This is a genomic window from Mesorhizobium sp. M0018 (genome assembly GCF_040323955.1).
Taxonomy (GTDB): Bacteria; Pseudomonadota; Alphaproteobacteria; order Rhizobiales; family Rhizobiaceae; genus Mesorhizobium.
The window spans coordinates 288,775-306,587 of the sequence record NZ_JAMYVL010000003.1 but is presented as its reverse complement, the minus strand read 5'-3'; the positions used below and the strand labels follow the sequence as shown (position 1 = coordinate 306,587).

General features: G+C 62.6%; 20 protein-coding genes. 11 read left to right on the top strand and 9 right to left on the bottom strand.

The annotated features are described in order from the left end of the window. The first annotated feature begins 157 nt into the window (after positions 1–157). The 5 genes from rpmH (at position 158) to yihA (ending at position 3,945) form a co-directional block, all read left to right on the top strand. Positions 158–292, top strand: coding sequence for a 50S ribosomal protein L34 (gene rpmH, locus NKJ81_RS06090; RefSeq protein WP_008833937.1), 135 nt, complete (start codon positions 158–160; stop codon positions 290–292). 23 nt (positions 293–315) lie between these two features. Beyond that, positions 316–669, top strand: coding sequence for a ribonuclease P protein component (gene rnpA / locus NKJ81_RS06085; protein WP_352539960.1), 354 nt, complete (start codon positions 316–318; stop codon positions 667–669). Between the two features lie 13 nt (positions 670–682). After that, positions 683–2,506 carry a membrane protein insertase YidC gene (gene yidC / locus NKJ81_RS06080; protein ID WP_352539959.1) on the top strand — a complete coding sequence of 608 codons (1,824 nt, stop codon included), beginning with the start codon at positions 683–685 and terminating at the stop codon, positions 2,504–2,506. 144 nt (positions 2,507–2,650) lie between these two features. Then, positions 2,651–3,289, top strand: a complete 639-nt coding sequence (locus NKJ81_RS06075; protein ID WP_023677492.1) for a CatB-related O-acetyltransferase — start codon at positions 2,651–2,653, stop codon at positions 3,287–3,289. Then, on the top strand, positions 3,286–3,945 hold the full coding sequence (yihA, locus tag NKJ81_RS06070) for a ribosome biogenesis GTP-binding protein YihA/YsxC (protein ID WP_031193748.1): 660 nt from the start codon (positions 3,286–3,288) through the stop codon (positions 3,943–3,945). The genes NKJ81_RS06075 and yihA overlap by 4 nt, the downstream gene beginning before the upstream one ends. Before the next feature lie 21 nt (positions 3,946–3,966). On the opposite strand, the gene NKJ81_RS06065 is transcribed toward yihA, so the two are convergent. After that, a complete protein-coding gene (locus NKJ81_RS06065) occupies positions 3,967–4,716 on the bottom strand; it encodes a TetR/AcrR family transcriptional regulator (protein ID WP_352539958.1) in 750 nt (249 codons plus the stop codon). A gap of 143 nt (positions 4,717–4,859) precedes the next feature. On the opposite strand from NKJ81_RS06065, the gene NKJ81_RS06060 reads away from it, so the two are divergent. Both NKJ81_RS06060 and NKJ81_RS06055 read left to right on the top strand, forming a co-directional pair. Next, entirely contained in the window at positions 4,860–6,038 is a 1,179-nt protein-coding gene (locus tag NKJ81_RS06060; RefSeq protein WP_352539957.1) for an HlyD family secretion protein, read from the top strand. A 67-nt stretch (positions 6,039–6,105) separates the two neighbouring features. Next, the gene (locus NKJ81_RS06055) at positions 6,106–7,659 is read left to right on the top strand and encodes a DHA2 family efflux MFS transporter permease subunit (protein WP_245274730.1); all 1,554 of its coding nucleotides are present in this window, start codon (positions 6,106–6,108) and stop codon (positions 7,657–7,659) included. 126 nt (positions 7,660–7,785) lie between these two features. On the opposite strand, the gene msrB is transcribed toward NKJ81_RS06055, so the two are convergent. The 4 genes from msrB to NKJ81_RS06035 all read right to left on the bottom strand — a co-directional run bounded on the left by msrB (position 7,786) and on the right by NKJ81_RS06035 (position 10,463). Beyond that, positions 7,786–8,286: a peptide-methionine (R)-S-oxide reductase MsrB gene (gene msrB / locus NKJ81_RS06050; protein WP_352539956.1), complete on the bottom strand. Its 501-nt coding sequence runs from the start codon at positions 8,284–8,286 to the stop codon at positions 7,786–7,788. 174 nt (positions 8,287–8,460) lie between these two features. Continuing rightward, positions 8,461–9,018, bottom strand: a complete 558-nt coding sequence (locus NKJ81_RS06045) for a fasciclin domain-containing protein (RefSeq protein WP_352539955.1) — start codon at positions 9,016–9,018, stop codon at positions 8,461–8,463. Between the two features lie 204 nt (positions 9,019–9,222). After that, positions 9,223–9,927, bottom strand: coding sequence for an anti-sigma factor (locus NKJ81_RS06040; protein WP_352472348.1), 705 nt, complete (start codon positions 9,925–9,927; stop codon positions 9,223–9,225). Then, positions 9,924–10,463, bottom strand: a complete 540-nt coding sequence (locus tag NKJ81_RS06035; protein ID WP_352540035.1) for a sigma-70 family RNA polymerase sigma factor — start codon at positions 10,461–10,463, stop codon at positions 9,924–9,926. Before NKJ81_RS06035 ends, NKJ81_RS06040 begins: the two co-directional genes overlap by 4 nt. 126 nt (positions 10,464–10,589) lie before the next feature. On the opposite strand from NKJ81_RS06035, the gene NKJ81_RS06030 reads away from it, so the two are divergent. Together NKJ81_RS06030 and argB are read left to right on the top strand one after the other, a co-directional pair. Beyond that, positions 10,590–12,086 (top strand): amidase, encoded by a 1,497-nt coding sequence (locus tag NKJ81_RS06030; protein ID WP_352539954.1) that lies wholly within the window; start codon positions 10,590–10,592, stop codon positions 12,084–12,086. Between the two features lie 96 nt (positions 12,087–12,182). Beyond that, a complete protein-coding gene (gene argB / locus NKJ81_RS06025; RefSeq protein ID WP_023677482.1) occupies positions 12,183–13,076 on the top strand; it encodes an acetylglutamate kinase in 894 nt (297 codons plus the stop codon). A gap of 19 nt (positions 13,077–13,095) precedes the next feature. On the opposite strand, the gene bchE is transcribed toward argB, so the two are convergent. Beyond that, complete coding sequence (gene bchE / locus NKJ81_RS06020) at positions 13,096–14,634, bottom strand: magnesium-protoporphyrin IX monomethyl ester anaerobic oxidative cyclase (protein WP_352539953.1); 1,539 nt, start codon at positions 14,632–14,634, stop codon at positions 13,096–13,098. 102 nt (positions 14,635–14,736) lie between these two features. After that, positions 14,737–15,213: an Lrp/AsnC family transcriptional regulator gene (locus tag NKJ81_RS06015; protein ID WP_023677481.1), complete on the bottom strand. Its 477-nt coding sequence runs from the start codon at positions 15,211–15,213 to the stop codon at positions 14,737–14,739. Positions 15,214–15,353: 140 nt separating this feature from the next. Here NKJ81_RS06015 and phhA point away from each other — a divergent pair, with 140 nt between their 5' ends. Continuing rightward, positions 15,354–16,187, top strand: a complete 834-nt coding sequence (gene phhA / locus NKJ81_RS06010) for a phenylalanine 4-monooxygenase (RefSeq protein WP_352539952.1) — start codon at positions 15,354–15,356, stop codon at positions 16,185–16,187. On the opposite strand, the gene NKJ81_RS06005 is transcribed toward phhA, so the two are convergent. Then, entirely contained in the window at positions 16,182–16,682 is a 501-nt protein-coding gene (locus NKJ81_RS06005; RefSeq protein WP_352539951.1) for a MarR family winged helix-turn-helix transcriptional regulator, read from the bottom strand. The two genes, phhA and NKJ81_RS06005, sit on opposite strands and share 6 nt — an antisense overlap. Positions 16,683–16,775: 93 nt before the next feature. On the opposite strand from NKJ81_RS06005, the gene NKJ81_RS06000 reads away from it, so the two are divergent. Next, positions 16,776–16,943, top strand: coding sequence for a hypothetical protein (locus NKJ81_RS06000; RefSeq protein ID WP_352455979.1), 168 nt, complete (start codon positions 16,776–16,778; stop codon positions 16,941–16,943). A 49-nt stretch (positions 16,944–16,992) separates the two neighbouring features. Here the strand turns inward: NKJ81_RS06000 and NKJ81_RS05995 are convergent, their stop codons facing one another. Then, positions 16,993–17,754, bottom strand: a complete 762-nt coding sequence (locus tag NKJ81_RS05995) for a GGDEF domain-containing protein (protein ID WP_023677477.1) — start codon at positions 17,752–17,754, stop codon at positions 16,993–16,995. Positions 17,755–17,813: the final 59 nt, after the last annotated feature.

Genomic DNA, 17,813 nt, shown 5'->3' with positions numbered 1-17,813 from the left:
CGCTGGATTGACTTCCAAAACCCTTCTTTCTATAAGCCCGCTCACGCTCGGGCCATTCGTCCCGGCGCGGTTTCGATCGCGCCAAAACCGGCCCGGCAAAGCTCCTGTTACAAAGTGACAGAATCAAGAAGGGCCGCACCCCGCGGTATTTAAACAAATGAAGCGTACTTACCAGCCGTCCAAACTCGTCCGCAAACGCAGGCACGGTTTCCGCGCCCGCATGGCCACCAAAGGTGGCCGCGGCGTCGTCGCAGCCCGCCGCAACCGCGGCCGCAAGCGTCTCAGCGCCTGAGCACCAAGCGAGAGACAAGATCGTTGCCCGCAACCGGCAAGCCAACGGGTGCCCATCCCAAGCGGCTTCTGAAGCGCGCGGAATTCCTGGCTGTCCGCCGCGGCGAAAAGCGCCGCGGGCGGCTTTTCCTCGTCGAGGTCCTGGGCCGCGGCGACAGCGAGGCGCCGCGCGTCGGCTACACCGTCACCAGGAAGGTCGGCAACGCCGTCGTTCGCAACCGCATCCGGCGGCGGCTGAGAGAAGCCGTGCGCACACATGCCGCCGATGACATGGCGCCAGGCAATGATTATGTCATTGTCGGGCGCGAAGACGTGCTTACCACTCCGTTCGGCCAGTTGAAGGCCGAACTCTCCCGCAGATTGCGTGGAACACGATAGGCCAAGGGCTTCGATGGAAAACAACCGCAACTTCTTCATCACCATCGCACTGTCGGTGCTGATCCTGGCGCTTTGGCAATATTTCTATGTGATGCCGCGCAGCGAGATGCAGCGCGAAGCCGCCCGCATCGAAGAGCAGCGCGTGGCGGAGCAGAAGAAGGCCGCCCAAGGCACCAGCCCGGGCGCCAGCGAAACACCGGTGCAGCCGGGCGCCATTCCGAACGCGCCTGGCGGCGAAGCCGTCACCGCGGCCGGCCGCGACCAGGCGATTGCCTCGACCAGCCGCGTCAAGATCGACACGCCGAGCCTCGAAGGCTCGATCAACCTCACCGGTGCGCGCCTCGACGACCTCCGGCTCAAGCACTACACGGAGACGGTCGACAAGACTTCGCCCGAGATCGCGTTGCTCAACCCGGCGTCCCTGCCGAACGGCTATTTCGCCGAGATCGGCTTTTCCGGCACGCCGGATGTGGGCAGGCTGCCCGGCCCTGACACGGTCTGGCAGACCGATGGCAATGCGACTCTGACGCCAGCGACGCCGGTCACGCTGACCTTCACCAATGACAAGGGCCTGACCTTCAAGCGCACCTTCTCTGTCGACAGCCAATATATGTTCACCGTGTCCGACACGGTCCAGAATGGGGGCTCGGCACCCGCGACGTTGTCGAACTATGGCCGCGTCACCCGTTTCGACAAGCCGGCTATCGCCAGCACTTATGTGCTGCACGAAGGCCTGATCGGTGTTACCGGCAGCGAAGGCCTGCAAGAGTACAAATACTCCAAGGTCGAATCGGAGAGAGAATTCAAGCCAGGCAAGTCGACCGACGGCTGGCTCGGCATCACCGATAAATACTGGGCGGTGACCCTGGTGCCGCCGAGCGGCCGCGAATTTCAGCCCAAATTCTCTTATTTCGAGTTCAAAAGCGGGCCCCATCCGCACAGCTACCAGTCCGATTTCCTGTCCGATCCGGTCACAATCGCTCCCGGGCAATCGACGACCGTGGAGTCGGAGATATTCGCCGGCGCCAAGGAAGTTTCGACGATCAACGCCTATGAAAAGGACCGTCATATCCGCCAGTTCGATCTGCTGATCGACTGGGGCTGGTTCTATTTCATCACCAAGCCGATGTTCTGGCTGATCGACACGCTTTACAAATTCTTCGGCAATTTCGGTCTGGCGATCCTCGCCACCACCGTCATCGTCAAGGCGCTGTTCTTCCCGCTCGCCAACAAGTCCTATGCGTCGATGGCGAACATGAAGAAGGTGCAGCCCAAGATGCTCGAGATCCGCGAGAAATACGCGGACGACAAGATGAAGCAGCAGCAGGCGATGATGGAGCTCTACAAGACCGAGAAGATCAATCCGCTCGCCGGCTGCTGGCCGGTGGCATTGCAGATCCCGGTGTTCTTCTCGCTCTACAAGGTGCTCTACATCACCATCGAGATGCGGCACGCGCCGTTCTTCGGCTGGATCCAGGATCTGGCGGCGCCGGACCCGACATCGATTTTCAACCTGTTCGGGCTGATCCCCGTTACCTTGCCGCACATGCTGATGATCGGCGTCTGGCCGCTGATCATGGGCGTGACGATGTTCCTGCAGATGCGCATGAACCCGACGCCGCCGGACCCGACGCAGGCGGCGATCTTCACGTGGATGCCCGTGATCTTCACCTTCATGATGGCGGGTTTTCCGGCCGGCCTCGTTATCTACTGGGCCTGGAACAACACGCTGTCGATCCTGCAGCAGGGCGTGATCATGAAGCGGCAGGGCGCCAAGATCGAATTGTGGGACAATCTGGTCGCGCTGTTCCGCAAGAAACCGTCGCCGGCGGAATAGCCGGCGCTCCGATAGTGCGAAACCAGAAAGCCCCGGTTCGTCCGGGGCTTTTTGCACAGGCTGCCCGCCTGGATTAAGCGATTGGTACTGCCGGACGGATCGCGCTATTTTGACCTGGCTGGCAGTTGCCCGACGGAGCTCGATATGACCGGACCCAATCCATCGATCAAGCATCCGATCCCGTTGCACACGCGCGTCGGCTTTCTGAAGCCGCTGGTGACGGCGCCGAATATCGAGATCGGCGACTTCACCTATTATGACGACCCTGACGGACCCGACAAATTCGCCGAAAAATGCGTGCTGCATCATTATCCGTTCATCGGCGACAGGCTGATCATCGGTAAGTTCTGCGCCATTGCCGAAGGCGCGCGCTTCATCATGAACGGCGCCAATCACGCCATGTCCGGCTTTTCGACCTATCCGTTCAACATCTTTGGTCACGGCTGGGAGGAAGGCTTCGACCCGGCGACATGGTCGAAGGAGGTGCGTGGCGACACAATCGTCGGCAACGACGTCTGGATCGGCATGGAAGCGGTTATGCTGCCGGGCGTGAAGATCGGCGACGGCGCCATCGTCGCGGCAAAGTCGGTGGTGACGCACGATGTGCCGGCCTATGCGATCGTCGCCGGCAATCCGGCCAAAGTGGTGAAGATGCGCTTCGATGACAGGACCATCCGGCGGCTGCTGGCGCTGGCGTGGTGGCACTGGCCAGTGGAAAAGATCAGCCGCAATCTCGATGCTATTCGTGGCAGCAACATTTTTCTTCTGGAGGCGGCGGTTTGAACGCGTTGAACAAGACCACGATCGGCATCGAATTGTTCACGCGAGCCTGGATCTTCATCCGCGGCGTGCCGGCGATGAAATTCCTGCCGCCGGAGGGACCGCCCGAGATCGCCTTTGCCGGCCGCTCCAATGTCGGCAAATCGTCGCTGATCAACGCGCTGGTCAACCAGAAGGGGCTGGCGCGCACCTCCAACACACCGGGCCGCACGCAAGAGCTCAACTATTTCGTGCCGGGCGGATTTTCGGGAGAGGGCGCCGACCTGCCGCCGATGGCGCTGGTCGACATGCCGGGCTATGGCTACGCCACGGCGCCGAAGGAAAAGGTCGACGAGTGGACGAAGCTCGTGTTCGACTATCTCAAGGGCCGGGTGACGCTGAAGCGCGTCTACGTGCTGATCGATGCCCGCCATGGCATCAAGGCCAAGGACGACGAGGTGCTGTCGCTGCTCGACAAGGCGGCGGTGTCGTATCAGATCGTGCTGACCAAGACCGACAAGATCAAAGCGGCGGGGGTACCGCGGCTGATCGAGGAAACGCTCCAGAAGATCAAGAAACGCCCGGCGGCATTTCCCTTCGTGCTCGCCACGTCGTCGGAAAAGAGCGAGGGTCTCGAGGAACTGCGTGCGGCGATCGTGCTCGCCGCCAATGGCGGATAGGCCACCGACCCTGGCAGCCTGTCAGGCGGGGCTGGAGGCCCGTTCCTGCTCTGCAAGCTGTTCGGTGCCGTAGGCCTTCAGGAACACATCGACGCCCGACCTGACGATGTGTTCGATCTCGGCCACACTTGGCGCCTTGGTGCGATAGGCGAAAATGCACTGGCGGAAAAGACCGGCCAGACACAGTTCGGTGAACTGATAGGCGGCAAGCTCGACGTCGTCGATCTTCAGCAGGCCGCGTTCGATAGCCATGTTGAGGAAAACGACGACCCTGTCATGGCCACGCTTCGGGCCGCGTTCGTAGAACCGGGCACCAAGCTCCGGGATGCGTTCCGACGCGCCGATCACCGTCCGCTGCGCCAGGATGACCCGCGCCGAAGTGATCTTCATGGACAGCACGATGCCGAACTTCACCAACGTCTGGCGAAGGTCGCCGATCTGGTCGAGCACCTCATACATGTTCTTGAAAATCGTGCCGCGCTCTTCCTCGATCAGCGCTTCGAAGAGCTCTTCCTTGTTGGCAAAGTAGACATAGATGGTGCCCTTGGACACGCCGGCCTCGCGCGTAATGTCGTTCATCGACGCGGCTTCGAAGCCCTTTTCGATGAAGACACGGCGCGCACCGTCGATGATCTGGCTGCGCTTGACCGGGTCTTGACCCGCGGCCGGGCGGCCGCGCGGCAGGCTGTCCAGCAGATCGCACTGGTCCTTGCCAGCGCTGGGCAATGGGCCTGAATCAGGCAAAGGAGCGGCCTTGGGGGCTTCGGCCATAATGTCACACCTCGTAAAATAATTCGAACCATCCGGTTCGATTGCTCTTGATATGGTCCTCTTTAAGCGCTAAGTCAACGTCGAGATCGAACCGAACGGTTCAGTCTGACAAAATTCAGCGCCAGTTAATTTAGAGAGATATCATGTCCTCGAACGCGCCCACCAGTGCCGAAGTCCGCCCCTTCCCCAGTGCCAAGGTCCAGCCTGCGATCGAAGCGCCGGAAACCCCTCTCAAGCCCGCCGACGTCACCCCGCTGGCTCCCGCCAAGAAGAAGCGCTCGATGCGCTCGATGTTGTTGCCCATCATCGGCCTGGCCCTGCTGGGCGCCGGCGCCTGGTATGGCTATGATTACTGGACCGACGGGCGCTTCATGATCACGACTGACGATGCCTATGTCCAGGCCGACACCGCGTTCATCTCGCCAAAAATCTCGGGTTATGTCGATCAGGTCAAAGTGACCGAGAACCAGCAGGTGAAGGCCGGCGACCCGCTGCTGATCGTCGATGACGGTGACTACAAGATAGCCGTTGCCCAGGCCGAGGCGCAGATCGCCACGTTGAGCAAGACGCTCGACCGCATCGATGCCCAGACCGAGGCGGCGCGCGCCTCGCTCAAGCAGGCGCAGGCGCAGAAGACCGCCGACCAGGCCGCGGCCGATAATGCGAAGCGAGCTCAGGTTCGTGCCGCCCAGTTGCTCAAGACCCGCGTCGGTACCCAGGCCCAGTTGGACGATGCCCAGACGGCGGTCGAGCAAGCCAATGCCGCACTAGCCGGCGCCGACGCGCAGATCGCGGCGGCTCAGGCGAATATCGGCGTGCTCCAGGCGCAGCGGGCGGAATCGGCAAGCACGCTGGGCTCGCTGCAGCTTGCCCACGACAAGGCGGTGCGGGATCTGTCCTTCACCGTGCTGCGCGCACCCTATGACGGCGTGGTCGGCAACCGCTCGGTCGAGCAGGGCGACCTGATCAGCCCCGGACAGAAGCTCGCCGTCATCGTGCCAATGGACAAGCTCTACATCGTTGCCAACTTCAAGGAGACCCAGCTTGCCCGGCTGGTGCCTGGTGAAAAGGTCAGAGTGTCGGTCGACGCGATCGACGGTCAGGACATCGAGGGTACCGTGTCGTCGCTGGCCCCGGCTTCGGGAGCAGTGTTCTCGCTGCTGCCGCCGGAAAACGCCACAGGCAATTTCACCAAGGTGGTGCAGCGCGTTCCGGTTCGCATAGACGTGCCCGCGGATGTGCTGAAGACGGGCAAGCTGCGCGCCGGCCTGAGCGTCGTCGTCGCCGTCGACAGCCGCACCGCGCCTTCGGCATCGAAGTAAAGCGGAACCGGGAGCAAGGGTCATGGCGACCGCAACCCTAACTGCAGGATCGGCGCCGGCGCCAGCCATGCCGGTGCCGGTCGACCACATCTCGACGCGCCGCGTCATCGCCTTCCTGGCAATGGTGTTCGGCATGTTCATGGCGATCCTGGACATCCAGATCGTCTCGGCCTCGCTGGCCGAGATCCAGGCGGGCCTGAGCGCCAGTTCGGACGAGATTCCGTGGGTGCAGACGGCGTATCTGATTGCCGAGGTGGTGATGATCCCGCTGTCGGGCTTCCTCAGCCGGATGCTGTCGACGCGGGTGCTGTTCACAATCTCGGCGGCAGGTTTCACGGCGGCCAGCGCGCTGGCGGCGACCGCAACCAATATCGACCAGATGATCGTCTACCGCGCCGTGCAGGGCTTCATCGGCGGCGGCATGATCCCGAGCGTCTTTGCAGCCGCCTTCACCATCTTCCCGCCGTCGCGCCGCGCCATCGTCTCGCCGATGATCGGCCTGGTGGCGACGCTGGCGCCAACCATCGGCCCGACCGTCGGCGGCTATATCAGCCATGCCATGTCCTGGCACTGGCTGTTCCTGGTCAACGTCGTGCCCGGCATTCTGGTGACGACGGCCGCCTGGTCGCTGATCGACTTCGACAAACCCAATCTCAAGCTGTTCAGCAAGTTCGACTGGTGGGGGCTTGCCGGCATGGCCGCCTTCCTGGGCTGCATGGAATATGTGCTGGAGGAGGGTCCCAACAACGACTGGCTGCAGGATCAGGCGGTGTTCATCTGCGCCGTCATCATGACCTTCGGCGCGGTGCTGTTCTTCTGGCGCGTGTTCACCGCCGAGGAGCCGATTGTCGATCTGAGGGCTTTCAGCAATATCAATTTTGCCTTCGGCTCGTTGTTCTCCTTCGTCGTCGGCATCGGCCTCTACGGTCTGACCTATCTTTATCCGGTGTTCCTGGGGCGGATCCGCGGCTACGATTCGATGATGATCGGCGAGGCGCTGTTCGTCAGCGGCCTAGCCATGTTCTTCACTGCGCCGATCTCCGGCATATTGTCGAACAAGATGGACCCGCGCATCATGATGATGATCGGCTTCTTCGGCTTCGCCACGGGGACCTGGTGGATGACGCATCTCACCGCCGACTGGGATTTCTATGAACTGCTGATCCCGCAGATCCTGCGCGGCTGCTCGATGATGCTTTGTATGGTGCCAATCAACAACATTGCGCTCGGAACCTTGCCGCCGGAGCGGCTGAAGAATGCGTCTGGCCTGTTCAACCTGACCCGCAATCTCGGCGGCGCCGTCGGCCTGGCAGTCATCAACACCGTGCTGATCGACCGCAATGCCTTCCACTACGCCAGGCTTTCCGAGCACGTGCAATGGGGAAGTGCCGCTGCGCAGCAGAAGCTGCAGAACATGACGCTCAACTTCGAGCAGACCGCCGGGCTAGACGCCTCCAAGGCGGCCATCTCCAAACTGTCAGGCATGGTCCAGCAGCAGGCGTCGCTGCTGTCGTTCATGGACGTATTCTTCATGCTGACGGTTTTGTTCGCGACGCTTGGGCTCTTCACCCTGGTGATCCGCAAGCCAGCCGCTCAGGGCGGCGGTGGCGGAGGCCATTGAGGCGCGCTGGATCCCCCGCCTGGCGCCCTCGCGCATGACCCCGAAAAGCGATTTTCGGGGTCATGCGCAAAATCAACCATTACGAAGTCCTCTCGCGCTCCGACAAAGTCAGGGTCGCAGCCGTCCTCACCCGGTCGCCGGCTTGAAGGTCAGGGCAACGCCATTGATGCAGTGTCGCAACCCGGTCGGCGGCGGACCGTCGTCGAATACGTGGCCGAGATGGCCGCCGCAGCGGCGACAATGGACCTCCGTGCGGGTCATGCCCAAAGACCTGTCCACGGTCTTGCCGACGGAATTCGGGATTTCCTGCCAGAAGCTCGGCCAGCCTGTGCCGGAATCGAACTTGGTCTCTGACGAATAGACCGGCAGGCCGCAGCCGGCGCAAGCGAAGATGCCTTTGCGGTGCTCGTTGAGCAGCGGACTGGTGCCCGGGTATTCCGTGCCCTCCTTGCGCAGCACATTGAAGGCCGCGTCGGACAGGATGGCGCGCCACTCGGCTTCGGTCTTGGTAACCTCGAAAGTCTCAGCCGCGCGTGCATTCTGGGCTCCGCCCATGCGCAGCGCGGTGGCGCCTGCGACAACGCCAATGGCTGCCGCACCACTCAAAAGAAGCTCGCGACGGTTCATGGCCATTCCTCCTGTCATTGCTTGTGCCAAATTCGACCGCCACACGGAAATCAAAAGCCGGTGACGATCGCTGTCCTCAAAGCGGGACTCCGCGCCTATCCACATCTTGCGTGAACGGCGCGGAGCGTGCGCAGGGAGGCCCTTAGCGATATCTTCGCCGGCAGCGTGCGTTTGTTACATCTTCGGCAGGAGAACCTTGTCGACGACGTGGATGACGCCGTTGGACTGCTCGACATCGGCGATCGTCACATTGGCGACGTTGCCGTTCTCGTCGGTCACGGTGACCTTGCCGCCGTCGGCCTTGAGCGACAGTTCGCAACCACCGACCGTCTTGACCTTGTGGGTGCCGCCGTCGTTCTTGACCATCTTGGCGACGTCGGCGGCCATCGCTTTGGCGCCGATGACATGGCAAGTCAGGATCTTGACAAGCTTGTCCTTGTTTTCAGGCCTGAGCAGCGTCTCCACCGTGCCGGCTGGAAGTGCCGCAAAGGCCTCGTTGGTCGGCGCGAACACAGTGAAGGGGCCAGCGCTTTGCAGTGTATCGACCAGGCCGCCTGCCTTGACGGCAGCGACCAGCGTCGTGTGGTCCTTCGAGTTGATAGCATTTTCGACGATGTTTTTCTGGGCATACATGGCGGCGCCGCCGACCATCGGATTTTGAGCATAGGCAATGGTGGCGAGCGCGGAAATGGCGACCGTGCCGGCAAGCAAAAGGGTGGCGAATTTACGCATGATTTCAACCTCCTCGGGTTATCGTTCCCCTCATTTGGGAACGCAAGGAGATACGCGATAGAAATGCTGGAGTTTCGCCCTCTCCGCAAAAAAATATTTGTCGCTGCAATTTGCCGGGCTCGGATCGACAGCCGCCAACAAGCTTTGCAGGCGTCTACATCGCGGGAGATAGATTTCAGGTCTGCTTCCCGCGATGAGAAGCGGTCAGATGCTCTTCAGATCGCCCGCTGCGACCACCGGTCCAGTCGGCTGGCCGGTCGGTGAACCGCCGGCCGGCTCAACGCTGACCGCAAGCACGGCGCCTTGCGCCAATTTCTCCTGGACGGCGGGCGGGATGGCCAAATGCGCGGTCGCACCGGCCGGGATGACGCCCATCGACACCGGCGCCTTCTTGCCTTCGATCATCCACAGCTCGAAGTCCTTGCCGGCGGCCCGCTCGCCGGAAACGTGGGAAAGACCGACCTCGTGACGGGCGGCATCGTAGACGACGAGATATTTGACGTCGCTGCCTTCGGCCGCCAGCGAGGCGACAAGCCGCGCCTGCGGCGGCTCGGTGGACGGGCGGAAGTAAGGCACGGCGATGTAGATCGCCAGCGCCGCAATGGCGGCGGCGGCAAGACCGCGCCAGAAGCCAAGGCTCGACCACAGGCCGGCGCGCGGCTCTGCAGCGAAAAGCCGGCGGTCCAATGCTTCCTTGACCCTGATCGGAGGCTCTGTCTCCGGATAGGCGGCGGCCATCGGCGAAAGATGCGCCTCCCAGGCATCGACAAGGCGCGCGAAGGCGGCGTCCGCATCAATGCGGCGCGACGCGATCTCGCGTTCATCGGCGGCCAGAACGCCAAGAACGTATTCGGCGGCGAACAGGTCGTCGCCCCCACGTTCCGGTCCATTGTCGTCAGCCAGCGTCATCTCTCCAGGCATTCTCTCAGTTTCAACAGGCTGCGCCGCAGCCAGGTCCGCATCGTGTTCAGCGGTACGCCATAGCGCTCCGCCAGTTCGGCATAGCTTTTGCCATCCAGATAGGCGCCCCGAACGGCCGCCGCCCGGTCCTTCTCCAATTCCTCGAGACAATGGTAGATGCGTTCGGACTCACCGCCCGCCACGGCCATGGTCTCCGGCCCCGGCGCCGGATCGGCCACGTCGAGCGCGGCATCGATATAGGCGGCAGGCTCTCGCCGCGCCCTGATCCGATCGATCGCATGATTGCGCGCAATGGCCACCAGCCAGGAGATCGGGCTCAGATCCGAAACGGCGAAACGGTCCGCCTTCGTCCATATCTTGACGAAGACCTCTTGAAGCGCTTCTTCAGCATCTCCCCGATCCTTCAATACACGAAGGCAGACGCCGAAAAGTTTCGCGCTGGTCTGCCGGTAGAGCAGATCGAACGCAGCCCGGTCCTTCATCGAAGTCCGGACAATCAGGTTGCTGATGTCCTGCGGCGTCATTCGCCGCCAAATTAGGCGATTGTAATGTATTTGCAACGACTGAAATGGTCTTGCGCACCGGCAGCGCCAGCGTCGATTGCCAATGAAATCGCCGCCCGCTAGCTTGCAATGAGCGGGAGGGCGACCATGTCGATCGAGCGGGTTCTGTGGGAGCATGACGCAACCGGCCAGGCCGCACTCGTGCACAAGGGAGAGATCACACCGCAAGATCTCGTCGATGCGGCGATCGCCCGGGCCGAGGCCACCCTGCCGGAGATCAACGCCATCGCCGAACCGCTTTTTGAGGCGGCGCGGGCGCGAGCGAAAACCGTCGACCACAAGCTGCCGCTTGCCGGAGTGCCCTTTGCGCTGAAGGACCTCGGCATCGCCATGAAAGGCGTGCCGACGCATGGCGGCAGCCGCATCCCAGCTTTCACCCCCGATTTCAGTTCGGTGATGACGGAACGCTATCTGGCCGCCGGCCTGATCCCGATCGCCACCAGCACCGCACCCGAACACGGGCTGAGGCTGGTGACCGAGTCGGTGGCTTACGGCGTCACCCGCAATCCATGGGACACCGCGCATACGACCGGCGGTTCCTCGGGCGGTGCGGCTGCGCTGGTCGCGGCCGGCGTCGTGCCGGTGGCGCATGCCTCGGATGGCGGCGGCTCGATCAGGGTGCCTGCCGCTTGCACCGGGCTGGTCGGGCTGAAAACCTCGCGCGGCCGCGTACCCTTGACGCCGCTCGTCACCGAAAGCTGGTACGGCTTCGTCGTCGACCATGCGTTGGCCCGCTCGGTGCGCGATACGGCCCTGCTGCTCGACCTGACCCACGGGCCCGACCCGCTGTCGCCCTACGCGGCACCGTCGCCGAACGGCAGTTTCGCTGCGGCCGCCGGGCGCGATCCGGGCAAGCTCAAGCTCGCCTTCTATCGAAAATCGCCGCTCGGCTTGCCGATATCCGAAGAGACGTTGAAAGCTCTGGATGCGGCGATTGCGCTGGCGCGCGAAGGCGGGCACGGCGTCGAGGAGATCGACCTGCCCTATATCGATCGTGATTTCATCGCCGATTTCGCCAGAACCGTCGCCGCGGCGGTGGCCGGCACGATGCGTGGCGAGGCCTTGCGCGTCGGCCGCTCCATCTCAGGCGACATCGAACGCGCCACGCGCGTGATGAGCCGGTTCGGTGAAATCCTCTCGGCCGGCGAAATCTATGCCGGCCTGCAGCGGCTGCACGCAACCTCGCGCCGGCTTATCACCGAAACCGCGCACTATGATGCAGTGCTGATGCCTGTCATCGCGCACCCGCCGCTCGCCTGCGGCACCATGGACCCGAAAGGCGCCGACGAATTCATCGAGAATGTCCTGGACAGACTGCGCCTCGCCGGCCTGCTGAAGTTCAAGCCGCTATTCGGCCAGCTGATGGACAAGAGCCTGTGGTTCACCCACTGGCCGGCGATCCAGAACGTCAGCGGGCAACCGTCGATCACGCTTCCGGTTTACGTCACCGATGCCGGCCTGCCGCTCGGCGTCCAGGCCGCCGGCCGCCCCGGCGACGAGGAAACGCTTTTGTCGTTCGCCGCGCAGATGGAAAGGATCTCGGGCTGGCTGGGCCGACGGGCGCCGCTGCAGCGGCCGGCATAGGCGGTGATTTGATCGATCGTGACAGCAAAGCCGTTTGCCCCGTCGTCTAATTCCCGCTAAGACGCCGCCGTTCATGCCAAGCTGGGAACCACGCCGATGACGGATGTCGCCGCCACCGCCGAAATGCAGGCCGCGCTGCTTTCAAGGGCGCTGCCCTACATGCAGCGCTACGAGAACAAGACGGTCGTGGTGAAATATGGCGGCCACGCGATGGGCGACATCGCGCTCGGCAAGGCTTTCGCCCGCGACATCGCACTTTTGAAACAATCCGGCGTCAACCCGATCGTCGTGCATGGCGGCGGGCCGCAGATCGGCGCCATGCTCAGCAAGATGGGCATCGAATCCAAATTCGAGGGCGGCTTGCGCGTCACCGACCAGAAGACCGTCGAGATTGTCGAGATGGTGCTGGCCGGGTCGATCAACAAGGAGATCGTCGCGCTGATCAATGCCGAGGGCGAGTGGGCGATCGGCCTGTGCGGCAAGGACGGCAACATGGTGTTTGCCGAAAAGGCGCGAAAGACCATGATCGATCCGGATTCCAACATCGAACGGGTGCTCGACCTGGGCTTCGTTGGTGAGCCTGTCGAGGTCGACCGCACATTGCTCGACCTCCTGGCGCGGTCCGAAATGATCCCGGTGCTGGCGCCGGTGGCGCCCGGCCGCGACGGCCATACCTACAACATCAACGCCGACACTTTTGCCGGCGCCATCGCCGGCGCCTGCCAGGCGACGCGCCTGCTGTTCCTTACCGACGTGCCCGGCGTGCTCGACAAGGACAAGAAGCTGATCGACGAGCTGACCGTGGCCGAGGCCAAGGCCCTGATCAAGGATGGCACGGTCTCGGGCGGCATGATCCCCAAAGTCGAGACCTGCATCGAGGCAATCGAGCGCGGCGTCGCGGGCGTCGTCATCCTCAACGGCAAGACGCCGCATGCGGTGCTGCTCGAGCTGTTCACCGAACACGGCGCCGGCACGCTGATCGTGCCGTGAGGCCGGGTGTCTGAGGGGCTCAAGCGTTTGGCGAAATAGCGGTCACGGACTTACGCGGCAGGCGTTCGACAACCATCGATTCCTCTTCCTCGTCTTGCGGCGCGCCCCAGAATTCGGCGAGCGTCGGGCCATTTTTGAGGCGGCGGTCGCGGACCAGAAAGCCCCAGACTTCGCGAAACCAGACGCGGCGGCCCATTCTGGTGTACCAGCGCATCGAATGCCTTTGCTCCGGATCCTTGTGGAACAGGATGCGCGCCAAGGCCTTGGGCCGCGACTGCACCGCCAGTTCGATCAGCTTGACGGCGAAGAACAGCATCCACGGCTTGAGGCGGGTCATCCGCAGGACCTGATGCTTGTAGTCCCACAGGCGGGCGTCCAGCTGGATCACCTTGCGGTCCCTGGCAATCCTGAAGAACGGCGTCCAGCGATGCGGCGTCACATAGAGCGCCTGGATCTGGTCGGGGTCATAAGCGATCAGCTGGCGGAAGCCGCGCCAGAGGTCGCGCAAGCCTTCGTCCTCGAAACCGGCCACCCAGGTCGCCATCGACAAGATGCCGTTGAGGCGCAGCAGCCGTATCGCCTCGCGGTCGGATGAGGTGCTGCCGCCCTTGCGGATCAATGCAAGCGTCTGCTCGTCGGTGTTTTCCATGCCAAGCAGCCAGCGGATGACGCCGGCCTGGCGATAAAGATGCAGACTGTCGGCGTCGCGGACGATGTCGTCGGCGCGGGTGGAGCCGACGATCAGCACCGGCACATTCTCGGCGATCATCGCATCGAGAAAGGCGCGCCAGGCTTTTTTGGACGACGTCGGGTTCTCGTCGGCAAGGTTGATCAGTTCGACGCCATGCTCGCGGTATAGCCAGGCAATCTCCCGCGCGAACTTCACGGGGTCGCGGTGCCGCCAGCGCGTCCAGAAGCCGCGCTGGCCGCAATAGTTGCACAGATGCGGACAGCCTCGCGAGAACTGCATGACCACCGCACGCTTGCCTCCCCAATAGCTGTAGCGGCTGACATCGATCAGTTCCCAGCCGACGCGGTAGTCATCGAGGTTGGCGATCGTCCTTGCCGGCTTGGTGGCGAAGGGCCGCCGCAAATCGTCAGGAAAGGCGACGCCCGCCACATCCGACAGCGGCTTGCGGTTTTCAAGCGCTTCGACCAGCGCGACGATGGTCGCCTCGCCCTCGCCGCGCACGATGAAGTCGAAGACATTCGTTTCAGCCAGTATGTCGCGCCAATGATAGGTCGGAAACACGCCGCCATAGATCAGGATTGTCGCTGGCTGGATGTCCTTGACCATGCCGGCGATCAGCAGGGCTGTCGGATGCGCAGAGGTCGAGCCGGAATGGCCGATCAGAATGCAGTGGGGATGATCGCTCAAGGCGTCCCGGACCAGCGTGGCAAGCGCCATCGGCCCGAATTCGGCGTCCACAAGCCGCACTTGATGTCCCGCGTCGATCAGCGGACCGCCCAGTGCCAGCAAACCGAGCGGCGGCAGATGGTCGTCCGGCACGCGGCTGCCGATAGCTGTATGTGGCGGATTGATCAGGACGATTTTCATGGCGGACCTTATGCAATGGCGGTCCGCATGTCGTAGTCGGCGATCTAGCTCTGGAGATTGGCTCGATTCAGCAGTTCGTGTGCAGCTTTTCCGCAGAAATGCCTATCGTCTGAGATGTGCAAGCGGGACATGGCCAGGCCCCTTGATGTTCTGCAGCACAAGCTGCGTGTGTACGTCGCGCACGCCTTCGAGCCGCATCAGCCGGTGCATGACGAAGGCATTGAGCTCGTCGACCGACGGCACCATGACATGCAGCAGGAAATCGTAGTCTCCAGTCATCGTCCAGCACGACGACACCTCGTCCATGCGCTGCACGGCGGCGATAAAGGTTTCGGGCGAACCGTCGCTGTGGGTTACGAGGCGCACCTGGATGAACACTTCGACCATCAGCCCGACGGCGCGGCGGCTGAGCACCGCAGCAAAGCCCTTTATGATGCCCGCCTGCTGAAGGGCCTCGAAGCGCCGCGCGCAAGGTGTCGTCGACAGCCCAATCTCCTGCGCCAATTCGGAGACCGGCTTGCGCCCGTCGCGCTGCAGGATGTCGAGCATCTTGATCTCGAATTCGTCAAACTGAGGCATTTTCACTCTCCCAAAGCTCGATCGTGCAGCCTTTTACCTCCAACCCTGCGTTTGAGCCACCATCAAAGCTGATTTGCCTCGCGCGATCCGGCTAGAATTTCCGGCAATCCGCTGATCATGATTTCCAGGGAGAGCAAGCCATGACAATGAACGTTGCCGACTATGCCCGCGAATGCGCGGCGCGAGGTCTTCGCGGCGATTATTCGGTCTGCCGTGCCGATTTCACCGTGGCGCAGGGCTACAATTATAACGACGAAGAACAGGCGGTGTGGCGCACACTGTGCGACCGCCAGACGAAGCTGACCAGGAAGCTCGCCCATCATTCCTATCTCGATGGCGTTGCGGCGCTCGGCCTTCTCGACAAGATCCCGGATTTCGGTGCGGTCAGCGAGAAGCTGCGCAAGTTCACCGGCTGGGAGATCGTCGCCGTGCCGGGGCTCATCCCCGCCCAGCCGTTCTTCGACCACCTCGCCCACCGCCGCTTCCCGGTCACCAACTGGCTGCGAACCCAAAAGGAGCTCGACTACATCGTCGAGCCCGACATGTTCCACGATTTCTTCGGTCACGTGCCGATCCTGACGCAGCCGGTCTTTGCCGACTTCATGCAGATGTATGGCAAAAAGGCCGATAGCGTGATTGCGCTCGGCGGCGACGAGATGATCACCAGGCTTTACTGGTACACCGTCGAATACGGGCTGATACGCGAGCCGGGCCAGCCGCTGAAGGCTTTCGGCGCCGGGCTGATGTCATCCTTCACGGAGCTTCAGTTCGCGGTCGAAGGCGGCGAGGCGCACCATGTCCCCTTCGACCTGGAAACCGTGATGCGCACCGGCTACGAGATCGACAAGTTCCAGCGTGCCTATTTCGTGCTGCCGTCGTTCGACGCCCTGCGTGATGCTTTCGAGACCGCCGATCTTGCGGCGATCGTGGCGCGCCGCAAAGGCGAGCCAGCGCTCGGCCCGGCGAGCCTATAGGCTGTCGGCTGTTTCCAAAGCCTCGGCCTTCAGCCGGGCCAGCTGGTCGCGCTGAAGGTCGAGCGACGCCGTGACGAAGCGCAGGATCGTGGCGAGTTCAGTGTCGCTGAATGTGGCGATCACCTTTTCCCCCTCCTGCGCGATCGCGCCATAATAGCGCGTCGATAGTTCTCGCGTGAGTTCCGTCGCCTCTATGACCACCTTGCGCCTGTCCTCAAGGCTGCGCGTTCGTGTCAGCAGGCCGCGTGCCTCCAGCCGGTCGATCAGCGCGGTGACCGCGGCCGGCGTCAACCCTGTTGCGGCCGCGACCTCGCCAGCCGATCGCGGGCCGCCATAGAGCAGCGCCAGGCAATGGCGTTCCGCCATACTCAGCCCAAGCCTATCGCCCACTGCCTCGTCATAAGCCTGCGTCGCGTCCTGCCAGCCCATAATGGCAAGGCTGATGGCGGTCTTCATGTCGGCCCGATTCATGCTTGACGAATTTATTTCGATCATCTAACTATCAAACTGCCTAACATTATGGCTATTATAGTAATATGCTGCATCAGGCGCAAGGCAAGGCCTGTCGCAGCCTGCAAGGAGTGAAACATGAATCAGACCCCGACGCGCGGCCCACTCACACCGGCCGAGGAGTTCAAATATGCCAAGCTGGCGATGGAGTGGTATGGCTGGGGCTCTCCCATTGGCCTTGGCATCGCTCTGGTGGCGGTGGCGGCGGCCGCCCTGCTGTTCCGCATCGCCATCTTCGGATTTTGACAGTCTGGCAGCGGCGCGGTTGAATGCAGCAGAAGGCTTAGGGCCGAGCTCAGGCGGCTTCGGAAATATCGCGGTCGATGATCGACAGATTACGGCCGCGATGCTTGGCCTCGTAGAGCCGCTGGTCGGCGGCGCGCATTAGCTCCGACACTGCGGCGTCTCTGCCGCAGGTGATGCCGCCAATACTGACTGTCAGCGGAACCGTTCGTTCGTCGACGGGCCGGAAACGGATACGCTCGACTTCACGGCGGATGCGCTCGGCGATGCGCCTGGCCTCGTGTTCGGTGGCACCAATCAGAAGGGCGCAGAATTCCTCGCCGCCGATGCGGCCAAGCACGTCGCCGCTGCGCACGCCACGCTCTATCGCGTTTGCAATCAGGAGCAGCGCATCGTCGCCGATCAGATGGCCGTAGCTGTCGTTGATGGTCTTGAAATGGTCGGCATCGACGATCAGCAATGCCCCGCGATCGGATTTGCGCCGGGAGCCGTCGAGAGCGGCAAAGAAACTTTCGCGGTTGAGCATGCCGGTCATGTCGTCGCGGCTCGCCTTTTCCGCCAAGCGCCTGTGCGCGGCGGCGAGTTGGGCATGGGCGCGGGCGAGCTCGCGATGCGCGGTCTGCAACCTTTCGCCCTGCCAGAACGTATAGGCGCCGACGCTCCAGGCCAGCGCGAGCGGGCACACGGTGGATGTCAGCCAGATGGTGCGATTGATCGGAAACCCCATTGCCGGCACGACGATCAGCGTCAGCAAAAGCGAGACCGCGACGGAGGCGAAAGCGATGGCGGCAGACTTTAGAAATATGCGATTCATCGCTTGCTCCCACTGGTCCGTCTTGGTTCCAGCAAAGCGCTGAATGTCACCTTTCGGCG

Excerpts from the sequence above, each read along its gene's own strand:
- NKJ81_RS05995 (WP_023677477.1), bottom strand. The coding sequence starts at position 17,754 with ATGAATCGCATATTTCTAAAGTCTGCCGCCATCGCTTTCGCCTCCGTC.
- NKJ81_RS06030 (WP_352539954.1), top strand. The coding sequence starts at position 10,590 with ATGTCGATCGAGCGGGTTCTGTGGGAGCATGACGCAACCGGCCAGGCC.
- phhA (WP_352539952.1), top strand. The coding sequence starts at position 15,354 with ATGACAATGAACGTTGCCGACTATGCCCGCGAATGCGCGGCGCGAGGT.
- NKJ81_RS06045 (WP_352539955.1), bottom strand. The coding sequence starts at position 9,018 with ATGCGTAAATTCGCCACCCTTTTGCTTGCCGGCACGGTCGCCATTTCC.
- NKJ81_RS06000 (WP_352455979.1), top strand. The coding sequence starts at position 16,776 with ATGAATCAGACCCCGACGCGCGGCCCACTCACACCGGCCGAGGAGTTC.
- NKJ81_RS06015 (WP_023677481.1), bottom strand. The coding sequence starts at position 15,213 with ATGCCTCAGTTTGACGAATTCGAGATCAAGATGCTCGACATCCTGCAG.
- NKJ81_RS06065 (WP_352539958.1), bottom strand. The coding sequence starts at position 4,716 with ATGGCCGAAGCCCCCAAGGCCGCTCCTTTGCCTGATTCAGGCCCATTG.
- NKJ81_RS06005 (WP_352539951.1), bottom strand. The coding sequence starts at position 16,682 with ATGATCGAAATAAATTCGTCAAGCATGAATCGGGCCGACATGAAGACC.
- NKJ81_RS06075 (WP_023677492.1), top strand. The coding sequence starts at position 2,651 with ATGACCGGACCCAATCCATCGATCAAGCATCCGATCCCGTTGCACACG.
- msrB (WP_352539956.1), bottom strand. The coding sequence starts at position 8,286 with ATGAACCGTCGCGAGCTTCTTTTGAGTGGTGCGGCAGCCATTGGCGTT.
- bchE (WP_352539953.1), bottom strand. The coding sequence starts at position 14,634 with ATGAAAATCGTCCTGATCAATCCGCCACATACAGCTATCGGCAGCCGC.
- NKJ81_RS06060 (WP_352539957.1), top strand. The coding sequence starts at position 4,860 with ATGTCCTCGAACGCGCCCACCAGTGCCGAAGTCCGCCCCTTCCCCAGT.
- NKJ81_RS06040 (WP_352472348.1), bottom strand. The coding sequence starts at position 9,927 with ATGACGCTGGCTGACGACAATGGACCGGAACGTGGGGGCGACGACCTG.
- yidC (WP_352539959.1), top strand. The coding sequence starts at position 683 with ATGGAAAACAACCGCAACTTCTTCATCACCATCGCACTGTCGGTGCTG.
- rpmH (WP_008833937.1), top strand. The coding sequence starts at position 158 with ATGAAGCGTACTTACCAGCCGTCCAAACTCGTCCGCAAACGCAGGCAC.
- NKJ81_RS06055 (WP_245274730.1), top strand. The coding sequence starts at position 6,106 with ATGCCGGTGCCGGTCGACCACATCTCGACGCGCCGCGTCATCGCCTTC.
- argB (WP_023677482.1), top strand. The coding sequence starts at position 12,183 with ATGACGGATGTCGCCGCCACCGCCGAAATGCAGGCCGCGCTGCTTTCA.
- NKJ81_RS06035 (WP_352540035.1), bottom strand. The coding sequence starts at position 10,463 with ATGACGCCGCAGGACATCAGCAACCTGATTGTCCGGACTTCGATGAAG.